Annotated in this window: 22 protein-coding genes; 14 read left to right on the top strand and 8 right to left on the bottom strand. The window is 43.2% G+C overall.

All coding sequences use genetic code 11. The features are described from left to right. Positions 1-54 precede the first annotated feature (54 nt). From LDO37_RS24735 to LDO37_RS24725, 3 genes are read right to left on the bottom strand one after another with little or no spacing between them, the layout of a single operon-like run. Entirely contained in the window at positions 55-1,299 is a 1,245-nt protein-coding gene (locus tag LDO37_RS24735; RefSeq protein WP_126609155.1) for an ABC transporter substrate-binding protein, read from the bottom strand. A 4-nt stretch (positions 1,300-1,303) separates the two neighbouring features. Continuing rightward, positions 1,304-2,740, bottom strand: a complete 1,437-nt coding sequence (locus LDO37_RS24730) for an ATP-binding protein (RefSeq protein ID WP_224055485.1) — start codon at positions 2,738-2,740, stop codon at positions 1,304-1,306. Then, positions 2,730-3,437 carry a response regulator transcription factor gene (locus tag LDO37_RS24725; protein WP_101111015.1) on the bottom strand — a complete coding sequence of 236 codons (708 nt, stop codon included), beginning with the start codon at positions 3,435-3,437 and terminating at the stop codon, positions 2,730-2,732. Before LDO37_RS24725 ends, LDO37_RS24730 begins: the two co-directional genes overlap by 11 nt. A gap of 592 nt (positions 3,438-4,029) precedes the next feature. Here LDO37_RS24725 and LDO37_RS24720 point away from each other — a divergent pair. Beyond that, positions 4,030-5,238 carry a NupC/NupG family nucleoside CNT transporter gene (locus tag LDO37_RS24720; protein ID WP_126609153.1) on the top strand — a complete coding sequence of 403 codons (1,209 nt, stop codon included), beginning with the start codon at positions 4,030-4,032 and terminating at the stop codon, positions 5,236-5,238. A 250-nt stretch (positions 5,239-5,488) separates the two neighbouring features. Beyond that, the gene (locus LDO37_RS24715; RefSeq protein WP_126609152.1) at positions 5,489-5,914 is read left to right on the top strand and encodes a GNAT family acetyltransferase; all 426 of its coding nucleotides are present in this window, start codon (positions 5,489-5,491) and stop codon (positions 5,912-5,914) included. A gap of 23 nt (positions 5,915-5,937) precedes the next feature. Here the strand turns inward: LDO37_RS24715 and LDO37_RS24710 are convergent, their stop codons facing one another. Continuing rightward, positions 5,938-7,107, bottom strand: a complete 1,170-nt coding sequence (locus LDO37_RS24710) for a DUF3541 domain-containing protein (protein WP_126609151.1) — start codon at positions 7,105-7,107, stop codon at positions 5,938-5,940. Positions 7,108-7,316: 209 nt separating this feature from the next. On the opposite strand from LDO37_RS24710, the gene LDO37_RS24705 reads away from it, so the two are divergent. The 6 genes from LDO37_RS24705 (at position 7,317) to LDO37_RS24680 (ending at position 10,839) form a co-directional block, all read left to right on the top strand. Further along, the gene (locus LDO37_RS24705) at positions 7,317-7,865 is read left to right on the top strand and encodes a hypothetical protein (protein ID WP_126609150.1); all 549 of its coding nucleotides are present in this window, start codon (positions 7,317-7,319) and stop codon (positions 7,863-7,865) included. A 62-nt stretch (positions 7,866-7,927) separates the two neighbouring features. Further along, positions 7,928-8,542: a DNA-3-methyladenine glycosylase I gene (locus LDO37_RS24700; protein WP_224055484.1), complete on the top strand. Its 615-nt coding sequence runs from the start codon at positions 7,928-7,930 to the stop codon at positions 8,540-8,542. A gap of 163 nt (positions 8,543-8,705) precedes the next feature. Continuing rightward, positions 8,706-9,098: a hypothetical protein gene (locus tag LDO37_RS24695; RefSeq protein WP_126609148.1), complete on the top strand. Its 393-nt coding sequence runs from the start codon at positions 8,706-8,708 to the stop codon at positions 9,096-9,098. Between the two features lie 95 nt (positions 9,099-9,193). Then, a complete protein-coding gene (locus tag LDO37_RS24690) occupies positions 9,194-9,652 on the top strand; it encodes a GNAT family N-acetyltransferase (RefSeq protein ID WP_126609147.1) in 459 nt (152 codons plus the stop codon). Positions 9,653-9,793: 141 nt separating this feature from the next. Then, a complete protein-coding gene (locus tag LDO37_RS24685) occupies positions 9,794-10,165 on the top strand; it encodes a chromosome partitioning protein ParB (RefSeq protein ID WP_101111026.1) in 372 nt (123 codons plus the stop codon). Between the two features lie 20 nt (positions 10,166-10,185). Beyond that, entirely contained in the window at positions 10,186-10,839 is a 654-nt protein-coding gene (locus tag LDO37_RS24680) for a glutathione S-transferase family protein (RefSeq protein ID WP_126609146.1), read from the top strand. Here LDO37_RS24680 and LDO37_RS24675 read toward each other — a convergent pair. Further along, positions 10,826-11,311: a GNAT family N-acetyltransferase gene (locus LDO37_RS24675; RefSeq protein ID WP_126609145.1), complete on the bottom strand. Its 486-nt coding sequence runs from the start codon at positions 11,309-11,311 to the stop codon at positions 10,826-10,828. The two genes, LDO37_RS24680 and LDO37_RS24675, sit on opposite strands and share 14 nt — an antisense overlap. Before the next feature lie 62 nt (positions 11,312-11,373). On the opposite strand from LDO37_RS24675, the gene LDO37_RS24670 reads away from it, so the two are divergent. The 5 genes from LDO37_RS24670 (at position 11,374) to LDO37_RS24650 (ending at position 14,563) form a co-directional block, all read left to right on the top strand. After that, positions 11,374-11,853 (top strand): NUDIX domain-containing protein, encoded by a 480-nt coding sequence (locus tag LDO37_RS24670; protein ID WP_126609144.1) that lies wholly within the window; start codon positions 11,374-11,376, stop codon positions 11,851-11,853. A 321-nt stretch (positions 11,854-12,174) separates the two neighbouring features. Beyond that, the gene (locus LDO37_RS24665) at positions 12,175-12,669 is read left to right on the top strand and encodes a GNAT family N-acetyltransferase (protein WP_126609143.1); all 495 of its coding nucleotides are present in this window, start codon (positions 12,175-12,177) and stop codon (positions 12,667-12,669) included. 50 nt (positions 12,670-12,719) lie between these two features. Beyond that, positions 12,720-13,118, top strand: a complete 399-nt coding sequence (locus tag LDO37_RS24660) for an NUDIX hydrolase (RefSeq protein WP_224056086.1) — start codon at positions 12,720-12,722, stop codon at positions 13,116-13,118. Between the two features lie 46 nt (positions 13,119-13,164). Further along, positions 13,165-13,464: a DUF1330 domain-containing protein gene (locus tag LDO37_RS24655; protein ID WP_126609142.1), complete on the top strand. Its 300-nt coding sequence runs from the start codon at positions 13,165-13,167 to the stop codon at positions 13,462-13,464. Between the two features lie 622 nt (positions 13,465-14,086). Further along, positions 14,087-14,563 (top strand): DUF805 domain-containing protein, encoded by a 477-nt coding sequence (locus LDO37_RS24650; protein ID WP_126609141.1) that lies wholly within the window; start codon positions 14,087-14,089, stop codon positions 14,561-14,563. A 126-nt stretch (positions 14,564-14,689) separates the two neighbouring features. Here the strand turns inward: LDO37_RS24650 and LDO37_RS24645 are convergent, their stop codons facing one another. From LDO37_RS24645 to LDO37_RS24635, 3 genes are all read right to left on the bottom strand, one after another. Beyond that, positions 14,690-15,166, bottom strand: coding sequence for an outer membrane beta-barrel protein (locus LDO37_RS24645; protein ID WP_126609140.1), 477 nt, complete (start codon positions 15,164-15,166; stop codon positions 14,690-14,692). 107 nt (positions 15,167-15,273) lie between these two features. Continuing rightward, positions 15,274-16,425, bottom strand: a complete 1,152-nt coding sequence (gene lldD / locus LDO37_RS24640; protein ID WP_126609139.1) for an FMN-dependent L-lactate dehydrogenase LldD — start codon at positions 16,423-16,425, stop codon at positions 15,274-15,276. Positions 16,426-16,559: 134 nt separating this feature from the next. Further along, entirely contained in the window at positions 16,560-18,251 is a 1,692-nt protein-coding gene (locus tag LDO37_RS24635) for an L-lactate permease (RefSeq protein WP_126609138.1), read from the bottom strand. Between the two features lie 520 nt (positions 18,252-18,771). On the opposite strand from LDO37_RS24635, the gene LDO37_RS24630 reads away from it, so the two are divergent. Next, on the top strand, positions 18,772-19,734 hold the full coding sequence (locus LDO37_RS24630) for a tyrosine-type recombinase/integrase (RefSeq protein ID WP_126609521.1): 963 nt from the start codon (positions 18,772-18,774) through the stop codon (positions 19,732-19,734). Positions 19,735-19,744: the final 10 nt, after the last annotated feature.

The raw sequence follows: 19,744 nt of genomic DNA, 5'->3' as shown, positions 1-19,744 counted from the left end.
CTATTGTTTTTGCCAGCCCTATCGCCAAGCAACGCAGAAATGTTTCGTTAGGGGTTAATTACTGCTGGCGATGGAAACGATGCGTGTAATGACAGTATCTACCGAGATACTGGTGTCTTTGAAAAAGCGGAACAACTCACTATTGATGGCGTGTTGCTCTATTGGATTGACCGCCATGGAATCCGTCATGCTCGGTACCGCGAGGTTATTGATGGTCGCTCGAATGAAATCGCGCTGAGATTGCTGCTGACAAGGGTTAAAATTGCTGAGTGAAATGTCTTTTCGAACGGGAATCGAGCCCTTTAACCGATTGAAGGAAGACTGAAAGTCTTTGTCTGCCATTACGTTAGCGAGTTTGTTGGCTTGCTGCTGATCAAAAGATTTCCGCGACATAAAAATGAAGCTATCCATATTGTACAAAAACACCGATTGGGTCTGCGGTGCGGCATAACACCCGATGTCTTCTGGAACGTTTACACCACGTGCCATGAGATCACCCAGTATCCAGTCTCCCCCTAATTGAAAGAGCGCGCGATTCTCGGCAAGAGATTGCGTTGCGGTATCCCATTTTGAATCGGGCTGTGTTTTTTGAACAAACTGACTGAGCTTACGAAAATCACGCAAGATAGCTTGCATTGTGTCGGACTTTAAACTGGTGGAATCAAGCTGCACGAGCGTTTGGTAGTAAAAATCGACGCCTCCTTTTGCCAAAAGCAAATTTTCAAAGAGCTGAACGACTTGCCAAGGCTGCATGCCAATAGCAAGTGGCGTAATGCCCTGACGGTTTGCTTTGTCCATCGCATTGAATACCTCATCCCAATTTGAGGGCACTTCAAGGTTTAATGCGCGAAGGTTTTTATGATTAACCCAAAGCCAGTTCATTCTATGTAATGTAATAGGAAGTGCGACATACCCGTTATCGGTGTGGTTAATAGACTGTGCCAGCGGGTACAAGTGTTGATCCCACCCTTGAGCTTTGGCAGTGGTATTTAAGTTATGCAAAATCCCAATGGCATCCCATGAACGGATAGCAAGCCCTTCTATTTGCGCAAAGTGAGGTGTGTTTCCTGCTAATGCTCTTGCTTGCAGAACCGTCATCGCGCTGTCTCCACCGCCGCCAACAACGGAAGCACTATGCAGTTCAATATTATGTGAATGCAGCTGTTCATTGAGCACATTGAGTGCTTTTGTTTCGCCTTGTGATGTCCACCAATGTAGGAACTCCATTTCCGTAGCGGTTGTGGTCGTGGCTGAGACTGAAAATGCGGATAGCGTTGCCGCAAAAACCATACGAATCATCTTGTTAACCTCTTGGGAGTGTCAGTGTTGCGCATAAACCACCGGTTGTTGCGGGTTGAAAAGAAAGATGACCGCCGTGCGCTTTAACGATACTTTGTGTGATAGTGAGGCCAAGACCATTTCCTTCTTTATCGGAGGTATTTTCGATACGAAAGTAAGGTTCACAGATCTTGTCAATGAGCGCGGGTTCTACTCCTTTTCCGTGGTCCCATATATTGATAACCAGTGATTCTTCTGAGTCGTTGACATCGATTTCAACTTTCTGACCGTATTTAATGCCGTTATCAATAAGATTTTGTAGGCAGCGCTTCATGGCTAAAGGTTTACCCGCATAGGGCTGTGCATTGTGTGTGTGAACTAAGATTGTTGAACTACCATTTTGCGTGGTGCTAATGATGTGTTCTAACAAAGCAGGGATACTGATGAGCTCGATCTCTTCATGGATATCCGTGGCTTTTATACATTGCAGCGCACCCTTTACCATCAAATCCAGATCGTTGGCGATTCTGGAAAAACGCTCTCTGTCTTCAGCGTTGTCGAGCATTTCGGAGCGTAGCTTCAAACACGCAATAGGGGTTTTTAAATCATGAGAAATAGCGCTGAATAGCATTTCGCGATCGTTTATGTGGCTATCAATTCTTCGATTCATCTTATTGAAGGCATGGATGGCGGCGCGAAACTCAGAACTGCCTTCTTCTTTGACATTTGGGACCTTTAGCTTGCTAGACATCAAAGTTGCTGCCTTTGCCAGCGCTCGGATTGGACGTAATTCTTTTCGAACAACCAGCCAAGTACAACCGAGTAATAAAAATGCCGATAAAAACATGGTGAGCCACTCTCTGATGTCGAAAAAACTCGTTTCCAAATTGACATAAGGGGCAGGTAAAACAGCAGCGAGGTAGAACCATTCACTCGGTGCTACTTCAATTTGCATCACTAATATAGGCGGATTAATGTCACCGTAAGAAAGAGTGTAATGTGCCCACAATAAGGGAAGCTCATCGATAGGCAATTCGTTGTTAAAGACTTTTAGGTGTTCTCGCAAAGTGAAATCAATGCTCATGCTTCGAACGTTATCCAGCTCGCTTCCGAGTACTGTTTTGACTTCATCAATAACCAGAGATTTTCTTTCACTTTCTGCAATTGGCGTAAGCGGGATTTGATGATTATTGAGTGAAACAAAAAAGCGTGTACCGCCCATATTGCGCAGTTGGTTGAGAACGAGGTGGCGGTATTCCGAAGGAAGTGTTTGAAAGAAAGACACCGTAGATGACGCACTAAGCGTTAAGCTTCTTATTGTATTGAGTAACCCTTGTTTGTCTTTGTTCGCAGATTGTTGATACCAAATCGCACCAGACAGCAATTGGGCGAGCACAATAACGACAAGAAGAAACAGAGAAGTCCGCGAAGCAAGGGATCGCGGAATGAGGTTAATGTTCATAGCTTACGCCTGACGTGAGCATATAACCTTTGCTGCGGACGGTCAGAATGAGCGAACGATCTTTATCATCCAAATGGTGGCGAAGTCGGCTAATTTGAACGTCAATGCCTCTTTCTAATGGGTCGGCATCTCTCCCCCAAATTTCTCGGGCAATGTCATCTCGGGTCAATATCGATTCGGGGTTTCTAATAAATAATGAGAGAAGAGAAAGATCCGCACCAGACATCTGTTTAGTGGCTTGAGTGGATAAATGGATCAATTGCCTTGTTACCGTATTGAGCTCCCATTGAGCAAAGCGGATGCATTTAGGAATCGCATTGTCTGAGGATATTTGGCTTCTACGGAGAATGGTTTTTATCCTTGCAAGCAACTCCCGCGGGCTAAATGATTTTGTAATGTAATCATCAGCGCCCATCTCCAAGCCAGCGACTCTGTCGGCTTCTTCTGTGACCGCGGTGAGCATAATGATGGGGATATCTGAGGTTTTTCTTAGCTTTTGACACAGCGTGAACCCATCTTCGCCGGGCATCATGATATCTAGGATGATTAAGTCTGGTGTGTGATCAGCTAAGAATTGCCACATTTGGGTACCATTCTCGGCACTCACAACGGTAAATCCAGAGCGTCCTAAATAGTCCGTTAATGCTTCTCGGAGCTCCAAATTATCATCTACGACCAAAATTTGCTTGCTATCCATGCTGTGCTCCTTCCATTCCATATTGAATATGATGCATGGATAACGGAGCCAAAACAATTCGTAGAAATCACATTTATATCATGTATTTGTAAGTGTTCTCTTACAATGTGGCAGCACCATTTGGTCAGAGTGTAACGTCACCGCTAAATCAGCGCATTTTGTTTGGATTCTAAGAATTGGAAATGGGTTGGGAATGAGCCAAACGATTGCAAAGGAGAGTGAATCCTAAAATTGCTTAAGTATTGGTCGCGCGAACGTTTGCGTATAAAAATGCGATGAATATCTCAATTTATTCTCTATACTTCTCGCTCGGTTATAAGCCGAGGCTGATTAATTCATCGTTTTTTCGTTCAAAGCGATGAATCATAAATAACCAATACAAGCCGTCACAAGGAGTGCTCGATAGGGCATGTGAATGACCCCAAGGACCGGACCAGCTATTTTTAACTGCTTGTAAAGGTGAACATTCAATGACTTTTATGTCCTATTCTCCCGTGGGTTGGTTTCATACCATGCCCAGTCAAACTTGTTTTCTGTATTCCGCTCTGCAATTTAATGCTTCCACTTTTTGCTGCCGATAACAGGAAATCTGATGACGATTCTATTTAGCCTTTTGGGTGTCTTTACCCTGTTACTTTGTGCGTTTCTTTTTTCTGAAAATCGTAAAGCCATAAACTGGAAAACCGTGTCGCGTGCTTTGATGCTTCAGGTTGGGTTTGCTGCGTTAGTGCTTTATTTCCCATGGGGGCAAGCAGCCTTAACCACTTTGAGTAGTGGAGTGTCGAGTTTGCTCGGTTTTACCGATGAAGGGATCGCCTTTCTGTTCGGTGATCTTGCCAACACCGGATTCATATTTGCGGTTCGAGTTCTGCCGATCATCATTTTCTTCAGTGCGCTAATCTCGGCGCTGTATTACCTTGGCATTATGCAAAAAGTCATCGAATTTATAGGTGGCGGGATCCAAAAGTTTCTTGGAACGAGCAAAGCAGAATCCCTCGTTGCGACTGGTAATATCTTCTTGTCTCAAGGGGAATCTCCACTCCTAGTCCGTCCGTTTCTTTCCAAGATGACACGATCAGAATTGTTCGCCGTAATGGCGGGTGGTATGGCTTCTGTTGCGGGCAGTGTTTTAGGAGGCTATGCAGGGTTGGGTGTGGAATTGAAATACCTGATCGCTGCGAGTTTCATGGCGGCACCGGGCAGCTTACTGATGGCAAAGATCTTGGTGCCAGAGCAAGGAACACCTGCGCAGAATCTTGATGTAGAAATGGACAAAGCTGAGCAAAGTAATGTGATTGATGCATTGGCGAGTGGCGCAATGAATGGAATGAAAGTCGCTGTTGCGGTTGGAACCATGCTTATCGCTTTTGTTAGTGTGATTGCAATGGTGAACACAGGATTGGAATCGCTAGGAGATTCGGTCGGCTTTGGAGGCATTACTCTCCAAGCTATCTTTGGCTATATCTTTGCGCCATTAGCATGGGTAATTGGTGTTCCGGGAAGTGAAGTACTTGCTGCGGGTTCATACATTGGTCAAAAGGTGGTCATGAATGAATTTGTCGCCTTTATCGACTTTGTAGCAAACAAAGGTGCGCTTTCAGAGCACACTCAAGTGATTGTTACTTTTGCATTGTGTGGCTTTGCGAATATTGGGTCAATTGCCATTCAGCTGGGCTCTATTGGTGTTATTGCGCCAGAGAGACGTTCTGAAGTGGCGAATTTGGGCTTTAAAGCGGTATTGGCTGGTACGTTGGCAAACCTAATGAGTGCGTGTTTAGCGGGTCTCTTTATATTGCTTTAGTAGAGCCAGAGGGACAAAGGGTACTTAAATACTCAATTTGTTGATTTTTAAAGGGCTGTGTTTTCTCAGCCCTTTTATTTTTGTACCTTGAGATACAATACCCAATTAACCTCAAGATGCTAGGTTCAGCGACTTCTCTACCAAAGAAGAGTTAACTGGCTTTTAGGTAAGGCATCGATTTGGAGAACGAGTGTTTCTAAATCAAGAATCGAATATATAAATAGCATTATTAGCTGAATAAAGGACGAATATGAAAATACGGACATTTAAGGACTCAGATAAATCGAGAGTCATCGAATTATGGAATGCCTGTGGATTGGTTGTACCGTGGAACGATCCCAGTAAAGACATAGACATAAAAGTTGCTCATGACCGCGAGTTATTTTTGGTGCTAGAGCAAGGCGGTCAAATCACGGCAAGTGTTATGGGCGGGTATGAAGGGCATCGAGGCTGGGCAAACTATTTAGCCGTGGATCCAAGTTTTCAGGGCAGTGGGGCAGGAAAAGCGCTAATGGATGCACTGGAAGAAAAGCTTTTAGCGAAAGGTTGCCCTAAAATTAACCTCCAAATTAGAAGCACCAATGAGAAGGTGATCGCCTTTTACAAACACTTGGGTTATGCGGTGGATGAGTCAGTGAGTATGGGTAAAAGGCTAGATGGCGTTTCAAAAGATTAGGGTCTGAAGACCCTAAATTCAGGCTAATGAGGTGTCTTAGCTAGGCTTCTCGATTCAATATCTTTCGGTTCAAGCCCATAGGGAAGTGAAGAGAAAACCGAACCGTGTTTCTGATATTTGGGGGCAGCGTTAGTGCCTTTCCAGTCTAGCAACATAATGGCTAGTACATTTCGATGTTCACCACCAGAAAGTGAGACACTACCTGAAACCGATGGAACCAATCCGGCTTCCAGATTGATGGAAGCTTTGATGGCTTTCCTTGTCTTTTCAACAACGGGATCATTGTCCAAACCCGCGAGCAAGAATGAAATCCCCACTTCGGCTATCACATCCTCTTTTGCTCTTTCAAGAATAAGCGAGATATTGCTTCTAAAGTAATCGTAGATCCACTGATGTTCTTTTTCCGAAACTGGATATTGGTAATAGCCTGAGTCTGCAAGGATAATATGGGTCATTCCATAAAGCTTGTTGCCAAATTGCTGCCGAGTGAGTTCGGTATCCTTTTCATCTGGATAGGTGGCACGGAAGCTCTCAATGAATTCTGTGACAACGTCCTGTTCCCCCAACTGGCGAAGCCAATACACTTGATTCGCAAGTTGTGCTGCCCACGCTTCGATCATGGTCGAATTGGTCGCGTATTTTTTAAAATCAAAACGGCGAATAACGGATCTAAGCTTGGCGTCTGCTTTGTGTTGCAGCCCATACTCGTTTGCCCGTGCCATAGAACCTAGAAGACCCACACCTAGGTACATATATTCTGGCATCATCTTGGTGGCGTTAAACCTGCGTAAACTGCGTTCATCGCGATCGTCGAGGTAACGAGAAAGTCTCTGAATAGAGTATTCATGGATTTGCTCTGGCGTATGTACTTCTTCACTAAAGCGATTGAGTTTACTTGCTACGCGCGCGAGGTCGCTCCAAATGGCATATTTGTATTGTGGGTCCAATGTTTGGCGGTACATTCGTAACCCAAAATGCCCTTCTTTGAACGGCGACAAGGTATAGAGTTGCTTCTGATAGGTTGCTTTAATTAATCCAGCTGACGCGGAATAGCTTAAGTTGTCTAGAACGCTTTGCTCTGCAATATCGCTTTGAGCTTCAGTATGATTAGACAAATCTAATGCATCTGCTGAGCGCGTCTGAGTCGCGAAAATGAATGATGTTATCAAGAGGGTGGGAGCAAGTAATTTCATGTCGCATTTTTATAGTGTTATTTATATTGGAGCGAATATACCGCTGCTGTAATTGATATAAGTCCGGTGAATGTTAGTTTTATCTATTAGATTTCGTTTCTATGCAGCTTGGAAATTGGCTTTCGGGGATACGAGGTGTCACGGTATTAATTTGGTGCTATTACAAGGTTTGATAGCCTGAAAGCAGAAAGATTAGGAAGGAGTTTTCTATGACAAGTTTTCAGGTTCATCCGTCTTTACATGAAGTATTGGGAGAGGAGCAAACTTACTTTGAAGTGGTTTGTATCGCTTTGTTTGCCACGTTGGGAACTTGGCTAATTTACACGTCGTACTATTTGCCGAATATTGATGAGGGTAGGGGGCTCATTGCGACTATCGTTGGCTTCATCATCGTGGCTGATGTTCTAGCCGGCTGTATTGCTAATTTTAGCCGAGGAACAAACAATTACTATGCGAGCAAACTCAAAGCGCGGATAGTTTTTATTGTTAGCCACGTTCACATCCTGCTTATTGCTTGGTTGTTGGAAGGTCCCCTTCTAGAAGCAGGCATCGTCTGGGCATTTACTATCGGTTTCGCCACGGTCGTGAATCGCTATGCTGGAAGCTCATCTCAAACATTTATTGGTGCCACCGTTATGTGTGTGGAGCTATTGTTACTGCCACTTCTTCAACTTCCAAATTGGATGGAGATTGTCAGTGCTTTGTTTATGTTAAAAGTGGTGTATAGCTTTGGTGTGAACCATTACGCTAAGCATTGAGAGCAACACATAGTGAAGCAACAAAAGGAATAAAAATTTGCAATTTTTGGAAGGGAAATAGTATGGCAGATACGGTAACGGGACCAGATGGATTACCTCGCTGCGGTTGGTGTAGTGCAGCGCCGGATTTTTTTGAGTATCACGATAAAGAATGGGGCTTTCCGGTTTCTGACGACAAAAGGTTGTTTGAAAAGCTTTGCTTAGAGAGTTTTCAATCGGGTTTAAGCTGGCGCACTATTTTGTCTAAAAGAGAGAATTTGAGAGCAGCCTTTGCGCAATTCGATTTTTACAAAGTAGCAGAGTTTGATGAAAAAGACGTTGAGCGCTTATTACAAGATGCAGGCATTATAAGGCATCGTGGGAAAATTGAAGCGGTGATCACTAACGCGAAACGAGCAAAAGAGTTGGTTGCGGAAGAGGGATCACTTGCAGCATTTTTGTGGCGATATGAAGAAAAACTGTCCGCTGATTTTAAACCGCAAGCAGCATCCACGTCTTCGGAGTCGATCGCTCTATCGAAAGAACTAAAAAAGCGAGGGTGGAAGTTTGTAGGACCCACAACCGCCTACGCTTTTATGCAGGCGATGGGGTTAATTAATGATCACGCTTTAGAATGTTCGAAGCGTCTAGAAGTCGACAAAGCGCGAGCGAGCTTTCAAGTTCCACAAAGCAAATAAAAGAAAGAGTTCTGTTGAGCGGTGATTGTTCAGGCACTGATTTGCCTTAATCAAATCAGTGCATAATTAAGCGGAGCCGCGACGCGTTTCTCAATTATGAGCCTATAACGGGTTACCATTATAGGTATAGTGAGTCCCTCAAATTGCAGAGGGATTCAATGGAATGAAAGTACTGGTGGCATTGGTTTTAACGTTGGTGATAGGGTGGTATGGCAACGATGTGTATTCCCAGCTCGCAGTGAGAAATATCGCCAATACAACCCCTCAAATATCCCAAGTCCTCCAATTCGCTCAAGTGCCATTAAGACAAGATCAACGCAGTTGTTATTTGGATAGCAATACGGTGGGAGACGTGATCGCCAGTTTAGTCGGTAACAACATGCAAAATCATATAAACCGTTTAGAGGCGGGCTGCTTTGAACAAACTTGCACTATTTCACTCTCTAGCTGCTTACCATGGGAAAGCAGCGAGTGCGATCAAACTTTTCTAAAATACGACACTTCTATAACTGGTGAAATTAAGCCAGAGTCATTTGCTTGTGTATCCGTTCCTTAGACAGTTTAGTTGGCTTTTATAAGAGTTAAATAAGAATAACTAACTGAAATTGCCATGGTATATTCAAATTATTACTTTGAACTATAGTATTTGATATGGATATTATTCAGCTGTACCCACATAATATTGGTGTGCCGGAGATCATTGAAGAAATCGATCATTTAATGAACTCACTTTATTCAGAAGATTCCAATGATTTACTTCCACTCGGCGCACTAAACTCAGAGAATGTTTACTTTGCTGGTGTTTACATACACGAGGAACTGGCTGCCTGCGGTGCGGTTGTATTTAAGAAAGCAGACAAAACCTACGGCGAATTCAAACGTATTTATGTTAAACCGAAATTCCGTGGGCAAAATCTATCTAAAGGCATATTAGACCATTTGATCACTGAATCGAATGCACGTGGAGTACGCACCATTCGCCTTGAGACGGGCAATAAACAAGTTGCGGCAATAAAGTTGTATGAAACTTTTGGCTTTAAACGCCGAGACGTATATGGCGACTACGAACATGACCCTACTTCGGTTTACATGGAACTAAATTGCCGCTGACCTTTTCGTTATTGCACCCTGTAAACTCGCCAAATATTTCATTTAATTATTTGATTGTACGGGCATATTCTTATTGATTGTTTGACGATTAGCTCCTTGCTTATTACCTTCTAGCGTTGCTAATAAGAGAAAGGATTCAGAATGAGCAAACAGCGCTACGGTGAAATTAATGATGGAGTGAGTTCAGTTTGGTATGTTGATCGGATATGGGCTTTAGCTGAATCTCTTCCAGTTGAAGAAATCGCCATCAGCGACATATGTGGTCCTGATGAGGTCACATGGTTTAGTCTAGAAGGTCCGTTACCAACTTGTCGAAATGTGGCGGAACACTGTAAAAGAATCCTGAATGCAGACTTGTCCTATCCCGTTATTCTAACCGAAGACTTTCGCGTATTTGATGGGATGCATCGAATAGCCAAGTGCATTATGGAAGGAAAGGATACGATTAAGGTCAGACGTTTTCTGAGTAACCCTGAACCAGACGAAGTGAATGGTGTTAAAACGGCTGTTTAACACTTTCAAAAGGAATGACGATGTACACACTTTACTATTACCCAAACAATGCCAGTTTAGCGCCACACTTTTTACTGCATCACATGCAATTGACTTATGAGCTGGTTTTGGTTGATAAAAAATCCAATTCTCAAAAGTCAGCGGACTATTTAAAGCTAAACCCTGCTGGGCGAATTCCAACCCTAATTGACGATGGACAACCGATTTTTGAAAGCCCAGCTATTTGCATGCACATAGCTGAGAGTCATCCAGAACATCAGTTAATTCCGCTGGTCGGAGATAAATCCCGCCCTGTTTTTCTTCAATGGCTTGCTTACTTGAACAACACGTTGCAAGCAGAGCTTATGGTTTACTATTACCCGCATCGCCACACAAATGATGAAAGCACAATCAAACATGTACGTGCGGCGCAAGAAGTTCAAATAGCGAATGCATTGTCGGTGATTAATGATCAATTATCGAAGCACGAATACCTGATTGGCGATAGCATATCGGTTTGTGATTACTTCTTGTTTATGCTGGCTGAATGGTCGCTGCCAGTTGAGAAAAATCCGATGACATTTCCTCATCTTGCAACGTACCTTCAAGCATTAAGCCACCACCCTACGATTAAAGCGGTGTGTGAGATTGAAGAGATAGACCTAACGCCTTTCCGCCTAGTTAAAACTCAATAGTCATGTCGTACCACAGTGCACCACCATGCGAGGAATCAGACTGACCTTGAGAAGTAAATCCATGGTTTTGGTAAAAAGGAATGAGGTGTTCTTTACAAGTCAGAACCATGCCAGTGAGGTTGCGCTGTTTACAAACCTCTATTAAATGCTTTGTGAGTATAGACGCGTAGCCTTTACGCTGGTGGGAAGGAGCGACTGCCAAGCCAAAAACGGTTTGGTACATACCATTTGGATTGTGAAGATTGGCATTTTCAAAAAGTTCGTCGGGCAATTCGGCTTTGTGGTATCTACATCCATTTATGTGCCCAGCGATTTCTCCATTAACTTCTAATACAAAGAAGCATTCAGGAAAAACCTGGAATCGTTCGGTAAAGCTCTTGAGAGAAGCCGCTTCACTTTCTGGAAAGCATAGGGATTCGATTTCAGCGATTTTCTGTATGTCTTCTGATTTTGCGGGTCTGATGTTGGGCATGAATGTTCCGTTATTCTATAAAATTTCAGTTACTTATATTGGGTAAGCTTTAAGGGAAAGCAATGAGTGCGAGTCATTATATTAAAGAAATTCGATCTCTTATAGGGAACAAGCCGCTGTTGATTCCTAGTGTCGCAGCTGTCATTTTAGATGAGCACAAACGCCTACTGCTTCAACAGAAACAAGATGGGTCTTGGAGCTTGCCAGCAGGGATGATAGAGCCTGGTGAGTCGCCAAGCGCAGCGATAAAGCGTGAAGTATTGGAAGAGACAGGGTATACGGTCTCGGCAATGAAAATCTTAGGTACATTTGGTGGCGAAGGGTTCTCTTTTACTTATCCTAATGGAGACCGAGTCGATTACACCGTTATACTGTTTCGATGTCATATTACTGGGTTACCGTGTAAAAAGTTGGACGAAGAAACAAAAGCACTGCAATATTTTAGCAAAGACAAAATGCCCGACTTGGCGTTGCCTTACCCTAAAGATTGTTTGTTTGATGAACTAGACGAACCTTATACTCAAGCTACCTCAAGGTACTAGGCAAACTCACCCTTGGGAGTTTATCTTCTGTCCCACTTCACCGTCAAAGAACTTGGAAAGGACTCGTCATTCCACTTCGTTCCTGATTTTGAAGTAGAGAGCCTTGAATTGCTATCCGCTAACTGCGTTAATTCAATGAGTTATGCTATTTTTCATCCAAAGCTGAGGTTAAATACCTATGAATGAAAAATACGTCTTTATTGACTATTTTGTTCGAAAAATTTGAATATATGTTAAATCCACATTACTGCATAAAGGATCGGTGTTTATATACTCAAGTATCTTGTGGCTACTTGGGTATAAAGGGAAGAAGGAGTGGATATGGAAATCAGATATGTAAATTCACAAGATATTGAGGCGATAACAAACATCTACAATGACTTTGTTGTAAACAGCACCGCAACGTTTGAAGAAAAGCCAGTTACAACTGAAGAAATGAACCAAAGAGTCGGTAAAATCCAAAGCTATTCTTTACCTTGGATTGTGATGGTGGAGGGTGAAAAGGTGCTCGGGTATGCCTATGCAGGGCTATGGAACAACCGAAGTGCTTACCGGCATACAGCTGAGGCTTCGGTTTATGTTTCACCTAACGCATTAGGCAAGGGTATCGGGAAAGCTCTCTATTCTCACTTAATCTCTATTCTCGCAAAGCGCCGTATCCGTAACGTGTTAGGTGTGGTGAGTTTACCAAATGACGCGAGCATCGCATTGCATCAATCTCTAGGATTTCAAAAAGTGGGGGAGTTTAAGAAGGTTGGATTGAAGTTTGGTGAACTGATCGATGTGAGCTATTGGCAACTGGAGTTAACAGATTGATTTTAGATGAACAAGCCGAACTGGAAAGTCGCGTTCTGAAAGTTTGCCCAGTGGTGGTTAGGCAAAAAGCAGGGAAAAGGGAGCTGCTAATGTTCAAGCATCCCCTTGCTGGGATACAGATTGTTAAAGGTACAGTTGAGCCTCAAGATACCTCCTATGAACAAGCGGCTATACGAGAACTGTCGGAAGAATCTGGTTTAAGCCACGTTTTGGGGACTCAATATTTGGGGCGATGGGAGTCAGGTTACAGAGGGCATATTTGGCACTTTGTATATTGCGAGGTCAACCCGCAACCAGAACGATGGACATTCCATACGTTAGACGACGGCGGACACGATTTTCAATTTTTCTGGCAGGACTTAGAAGGAAAAGCGTTAGCAGATTGTCACCCGGTTTTTTTGAGGGCGATGGAAAAAATCAAACGTCTATTGCCAGTTAACATCGCATAAATAAACCCTTGATAGGATGTCTAAATCTCAACAGAAGGAATGTATTATGGCTTTTGAAATGTTAATTGGAATAGAGGTCTCTGACGAACAAGGTTACCGTCAATACAGGGAAGCGATGATGCCCATCTTAAAAAGTTACGGAGGCAAATTTGGCTATGACTTTGTGGTCTCTGAAGTCTTAAAGTCGCAAACACCTGAGGCAATAAATCGAGTATTTACTTTGATTTTTCCTGATGAGAAGACAAAAGAAGCGTTTTTCACTGATGCTGAATACGCAAAAGTAAAAGAGCGCCATTTCAAACCTTCCGTCTCGTCTGTTACGCGCATATCCGAATTTACATCTTGATGAAGTTGAACTCGCAGCGCTACTTAGAAGATTTAAAAACTGTTAAGAGTATCGCGTGTTTATGCGATTTTCCCTGACTATGTTTGAATTGCCGTTATATTGTTGTTCATGATACCCAAGTAACCTCAAAATGCTTGTTTCAGCGGCTTCCCTACCAAAGAATAGGGAACTGGCTTTCAGGCAAGGCATCGATTTGAAGATCTAGTGGTTCTAAATCAAGAATCGATAACGAAGTATGAAAGCCAGTTAAACTCGCCCTTGGGAGCCCATATTCTGCCTCACTTCCTCGTCAAAGAACTTGGAAAGGACTCGTCATTCCACAGCGTTCTTTTCCTTGAATTGAAACAGAATATGAGGCTCTGAACCCTGCATCTTGAGGTCACTTGGGTATATAAAAAAAATCTTGTCGGTCAGGGTGTTTTAACACTCTTCATTGGGTGCTTCTTTGTTTATAGATTGAATAGTTATGCGTATTCAAGGCTCAAATTAGGAGAGTCTTAACTGCTAAAGGCTTTAGTATATTAGTTAAAACGCATTTACTTTTTTCTCTATATTTCAAACCGAATTTCCCATACCTGTACAAGAAAAGTTGGCTAGATAAAAACTAAAATCAGGATAAAAAATGACGGAATCAGAGTTACTTCGTTCCCCAGATATACCCCTAAAAGAAACCAAGCCTCAGTTCTATCAGCTTAAAGGCCGGTTAAATCGAACAGAGTTTGCCTGTTGGGCTACCGCTTGTTTGCTATTGCCCAATTTATTGGGTGAGTTTGGGTTTCTTGTTATGCCCATTACCTTCTTTTTCTATGTTCTTTTCATTGTAAAAAGGTTAAGGGATATCGGCTTTTCCCCGTGGTTGGTATTGATTGCGTGGATACCGGTGCTCAATTTCCCTCTTTGTCTTGCACCCGGTGACACAGTCGATAATCGCTTTGGTGACGCTCCATTTCCATCGAGCTCCATAATTAAAGTGATGTCTGTGCTTCTACCTGTTGTTTATTCCTTACTCATGTTTGTTTCTCTTATGTCCGTGTTACCAGAATTTACGGAAACGTATCAGCAATACGAAGCGAAGGCAGAGAGCAAACTCGCAGGTTAAAATGCGAAAGGGAATCTCTAATGGAGTGGATTATCTGTGTTGAATAATAATGAATGCCGACGTTAAGTCGGCATTTTCAATTGCAGAATGACTCAATTCAGTTCATGAATCTTTGGCACTAGTGACCTAGAATCTTAGCTGGAATTCAGCGTACATTGATGAAAGTTCTGACTTCGCATCAAAGATCTTGTAGCCCGTATTCACAGCAATATTTTGCGTGAGTCGCAATCCAATTTCAGCTCCGTAAGAAATACCAAATTTGTTGTCTTTATCAGTACTGCTTTCTTGGAAATAGTAGTTAGTGCCAAAAACACCTGCGATGTGCATTATTTCGCTAAGCGGCAGTGACGGTTTTAAGTTCCATGCGATACTGGAAAGTTCATAGTCATTGTGTTTGCCTAAATCGGTATAGAGCCACTCTGAAGACATCATGAAGGTGCTTCCAAGCGGAAATGTATGCCCGAAGCTTGCACTTAACCCTGTTTTACTGTCGTTTTGATCTGAAGTTGAAATGTTGTAGCCCAGGCCGAAGTAGTAACCTTCTTCTGCTTGAGAGGCACAAGAAATAGCCAGCAGAGCCAATGGTAGTAGGGATTTTTTCATGAGTATTGATAATCTAGATGGTCAGGAGGGGCGTATTTTGGCGATGAATGAACAAAAAGGCGAGCAATTTTGTTAAATCCCTCGCACTTTTTATTTTAAGTGGTGTTCTAAAGTGTCTGCTTATTCAGATCGACCAATAAGTCAGAGGAAATATCGGAGATGCTTTTTGCGCCAGTTAAAGTCATAGCAACGCGCATTTCTTTTTCATACAAATCGAGCAAGTTTTCTACGCCCGCACCGCCTTGTGCCGCCAACGCATACACAAAAGAACGACCGAGTAGTGTAAAATCAGCACCGAGTGCCAGCATGCGAACAACGTCTAATCCCGTTCGGATACCAGAATCGACCATGATCTTTAAGTCTCCTTTTACGGCATCTGCAATGTTAGGGAGAGCACGAACCGTTGATAAAACACCGTCTAGTTGTCGACCGCCGTGGTTAGAGACGACTATGCCATCCGCACCAAATCGAACCGCATCTTTGGCGTCCTCTTCATCCAGAATGCCTTTAATAACCATCGGACCATCCCAGAAATCTCGGATCCACTCTAAGTCCTTCCAGCTGATTGATGGGTCGAAGTTAGCGCCTAACCATCCAATGTAATCTTCAAGCTTGGTTGGCTCACCACGATAGGTCGAAATGTTACCCAAATCGTGTGGTTTTCCTAGAACACCCACGTCAAGCGACCAACTCGGGTGAAGCATTGATTGGAATACTCGGCGCATCGCAGCATTAGGACCACTCATTCCAGAATGCATGTCGCGGTATCGAGCGCCAGGAACGGGCATGTCCACGGTGAAGACCAACGTCGTCACACCCGCCGCTTTGGCTCGTTCAAGTACATTTTGCATAAAGCCACGATCTTTCAATACATATAGCTGGAACCACATTGGTCGCTCTATGGCTGGAGCGACTTCTTCAATCGGGCAAACTGACACGGTAGACATGGTGAAAGGAATGCCTTTCTTATCAGCGGCCTTAGCGGCTTGAACCTCACCACGGCGTGCATACATGCCTGTTAAACCGACAGGAGCAAGCCCGATTGGAAGTGACATCTTCTCGCCAAACAATTCAGTGTCTAGGCTGAGATCGGACATATCCCGGAGAACGCGTTGACGTAATGCTACGTCGCAAAGGTCATCAGTATTATGTCTTAAGGTATGCTCATTGTAAGAGCCGCCATCAATGTAATGAAACAAAAAGGGTGGCAGTTTTGCTTTTGCTGCAGCGCGATAATCAGTCGATGCGGAGATAATCATAATTTCTATCCTGATTTCTATATCTAACTCTTAGGTTCGTGGGCGTTGAGCAAGTTAAGAGTTAAAAAACAAATGGCATTAGCGCCGAATATTGGGCGTCTTTGCGCCCATTAATCTACTTTTAGAACGATTTCTTATTTCATTAAGGCATCCGTAACTCGGAGACCGTAAATCACCACCATGCCAATCACTCCGGTAACAACAAGGTAGTAGAAAGTTGGGATAACTGTTTTGCGAAGTGTCGCACCTTCACGACCGAGCAATCCAACCGTAGCGGAAGCAGCGACCACGTTGTGGATGGCAATCATATTACCGGCAGCGGCACCAACAGCTTGAAGCGCGACTACAACCGCACTAGAGATAGAAAGCGTCTGTGCCACTTCATATTGGAATTGGCTGAACATCATGTTCGAAACTGTGTTGGATCCTGCAATGAACGCACCTAAAGCACCAACTGTAGCGCTTAACGCTGGGAAAGCATCACCAACCAGCCCAGCAGCAAAGTTTGCGGTGGTAACTGGCATACTCGCAAGGTCGGCACCATTAATACCTGAGTTGATAAAGATCCGTACCATTGGGATGGTAAACACCAAAACGAAACCCGCGCCAATCAACGTTTTACTTGATTCGCCAAACGCTTTTACAAGAGGCGTTGCGTTGCGAGCCTGAATGAGCGTGGCAAGTAATGCGACAAACACCAAGATCCCACCAGGCAGGTAAAGAGGCTGAATAGCAGCGCTTATGCCTGTTTCGCCAAGAATATTGCCGAATGATAGGCTGACGCTCTTGAGCATATCTTTCAAATCAACACTTACGCGGCTTGCAACGAGAATAACGGCAAGCAACACATACGGAAGCCACGCAATCGCAAGGCTCATTGGCTTACTCTTGCTATCTTCTAGATCAATTTTTAGCGTACCAAGCCATTCAGCTTGCCATTTATCTTCTTTTTCAAAATCCCACTTGGACTTTGGAATGAGGAAGCCATTTTTTGCTGCGAGTACAACGATAGACAAGCCGACCAAGCCACCGATCAGTGACGGGAATTCAGCGCCTAGGAACACACCGGTTAATGCGTAAGGGACGGTAAAAGAGAGACCAGCAAATACCGCAAATGGAAGAATATCCAACCCTTCAGTCCAGCTACGATTTTTTCCGAAGAATCGAGTTAACATCATTGCCATTAATACAGGCATTAATGTGCCGACAACCGCATGAATTAGGGAAACACTGGAGGTAATTTGTTGTAAGTACGCATCCCACGTCGAACCATTCGCAGCCAACGCTTCGCTGATATTGTGTGTATCCAACCCTTTGTTTACGCCAACGATAATAGGCGTGCCGACAGCGCCGAATGAAACCGGAGTTGATTGAATCATCATCCCCATCAAGACAGCGGCTAGCGCTGGAAAGCCAATGGCAACCATAAGGGGGGCGGCAATGGCAGCAGGTGTCCCAAACCCAGATGCGCCCTCAATAAACGATCCAAAACACCAAGCAATGATGATCGCTTGTACTCGTCTGTCGGGGGAGATGTTGGTAAACCCATTTCGGATAACGGAAATAGCGCCGGTATGTTTTAAGGTGTTAAGCAAAAAGATGGCACCAAACACTATCCACAATACAGAAACGGTAATCCCTAACCCTTGGAATATCGAAGCAAGAACTCGGTTGGTAGACATGTCCCAGAACAAAAGGGCAATAACGACAGTTAACCCAAAGGCTACGGGCATGGCTTTCTTTGCTGGCCAATTTAGACCAACCAGCAAAATCGCAGCCACCACAATGGGCGAGAATGCGATTAAGGCTAATAGTGTTTCACTCATATGTAGGACCTCTTAAAGGCTTCAGAACATTCCATGTTTAGCGGATTAAGCTGAAGCTAAGTAATTTTTATACTTGTGTTATTTATGTTAAATCGGCGTGAATGTAGCGCTTTCGTTTTTATTGATATAGGGAATAAATGAAAATGATTAATTCCAAAAGTGACATAATCTTCCTATTTGACGCGTTAGGAAGTAGTAGCCATATGTGACAGAAAACTAAGAATGGCGTATTGTTTTATTGTAATAAGTTCTTATATAACAATAATATAACTAGTCATTCGGTTTGTGAAGTGAACAAATACATATCGATTTGATTGTTGCTTTGTATGCTGAAATTCTAGGTGTAGCAAGCTGATAACAACCCATTACCTATCTTTCATACTGTGAAGTTGGTCGTTTCCGATTTCGATAGTAAGTAATCTGTTTAATGTAGAAGTGAGTACATATCATTGCATTTGTAATGATAGATTTGTTAAAAGGGCATTTTCGATACCAGCACGAACATAAAACTGGAGAGCCCATGTACACTTTGATTGAAGCAACCGAAAGATATTTATCACACTGCAAGGATATCAGAGGGTTATCGTCGTATACGATTAAAGCGTATCGCATCGACTTACGTCAATTGATGGAATGCCTTGGCATAAATGTTTTGCTGAAGGATATCGATAAGCATTCCATTTCAAAGTTTCTTGATTATCTTACCCAAAATCAACTTAAACCAACTTCGATAAAGAGGAAGTTAGCATGCGCTAAGGCGATGTTTTCTTGGCTAGAAATTGAAGAACACATTGATGCAAGCCCTTTCCACAAGTTTGTACTCAATTTAAAGCTACCAAAGCATCTCCCCAGAAACATTGCAAAGTCCGATTTGAAATCTATTCTAAACCAAGCAAGATCTTCGACAAATACAGGTGAAGATAGAAAACAGCCATTTATAGATAAACATATTCAAAATGGGAAAGGTTTAAATCACTTCACCGCGCTTGTTGTAGTCGAGCTACTTGTTACGACAGGGGTCAGAGTAGGAGAGCTAGCGGGAATAAAACTAGACGATGTCAGCTTGCCTGAGAAGAAGATTAAGATTATGGGTAAGGGCTCTAGAGAACGCTTTGTTTATATTTTAGATAACGAGTTGTGCACCTTAATTAGGCGTTACATTGAATTAAGACACGTAGTTGAACCTCAGCACGACAACTTCTTGGTTAATAGCCGTGGAAAACCAGCTTCAACACAATTTACAAGAAAGTTAGTTCGAAATATTTCAAACCAAACCAATTCCAATCTTAAAGCCACTCCTCATATGTTTCGCCATAGTGCTGCGTGTGAGTTTCTAGCGGCCGGTGTAGACATGAGATACGTACAAAAACTGTTGGGGCACAGCAGTATTTCAACAACCGAAATCTATACTCACGTATCCGACACTTTACTCCAACAGAAACTACAAAAATCAAACCTCAGGAGTGCCATAATGAAAAAGTAAGGATAACTAA

Origin of the sequence: Vibrio penaeicida, from assembly GCF_019977755.1 — a bacterium.
Classification (GTDB): domain Bacteria; phylum Pseudomonadota; class Gammaproteobacteria; order Enterobacterales; family Vibrionaceae; genus Vibrio; species Vibrio penaeicida.
The sequence above is the reverse complement of the archived record's forward strand: the minus strand, read 5'-3'. Positions and strand labels throughout refer to the sequence as shown.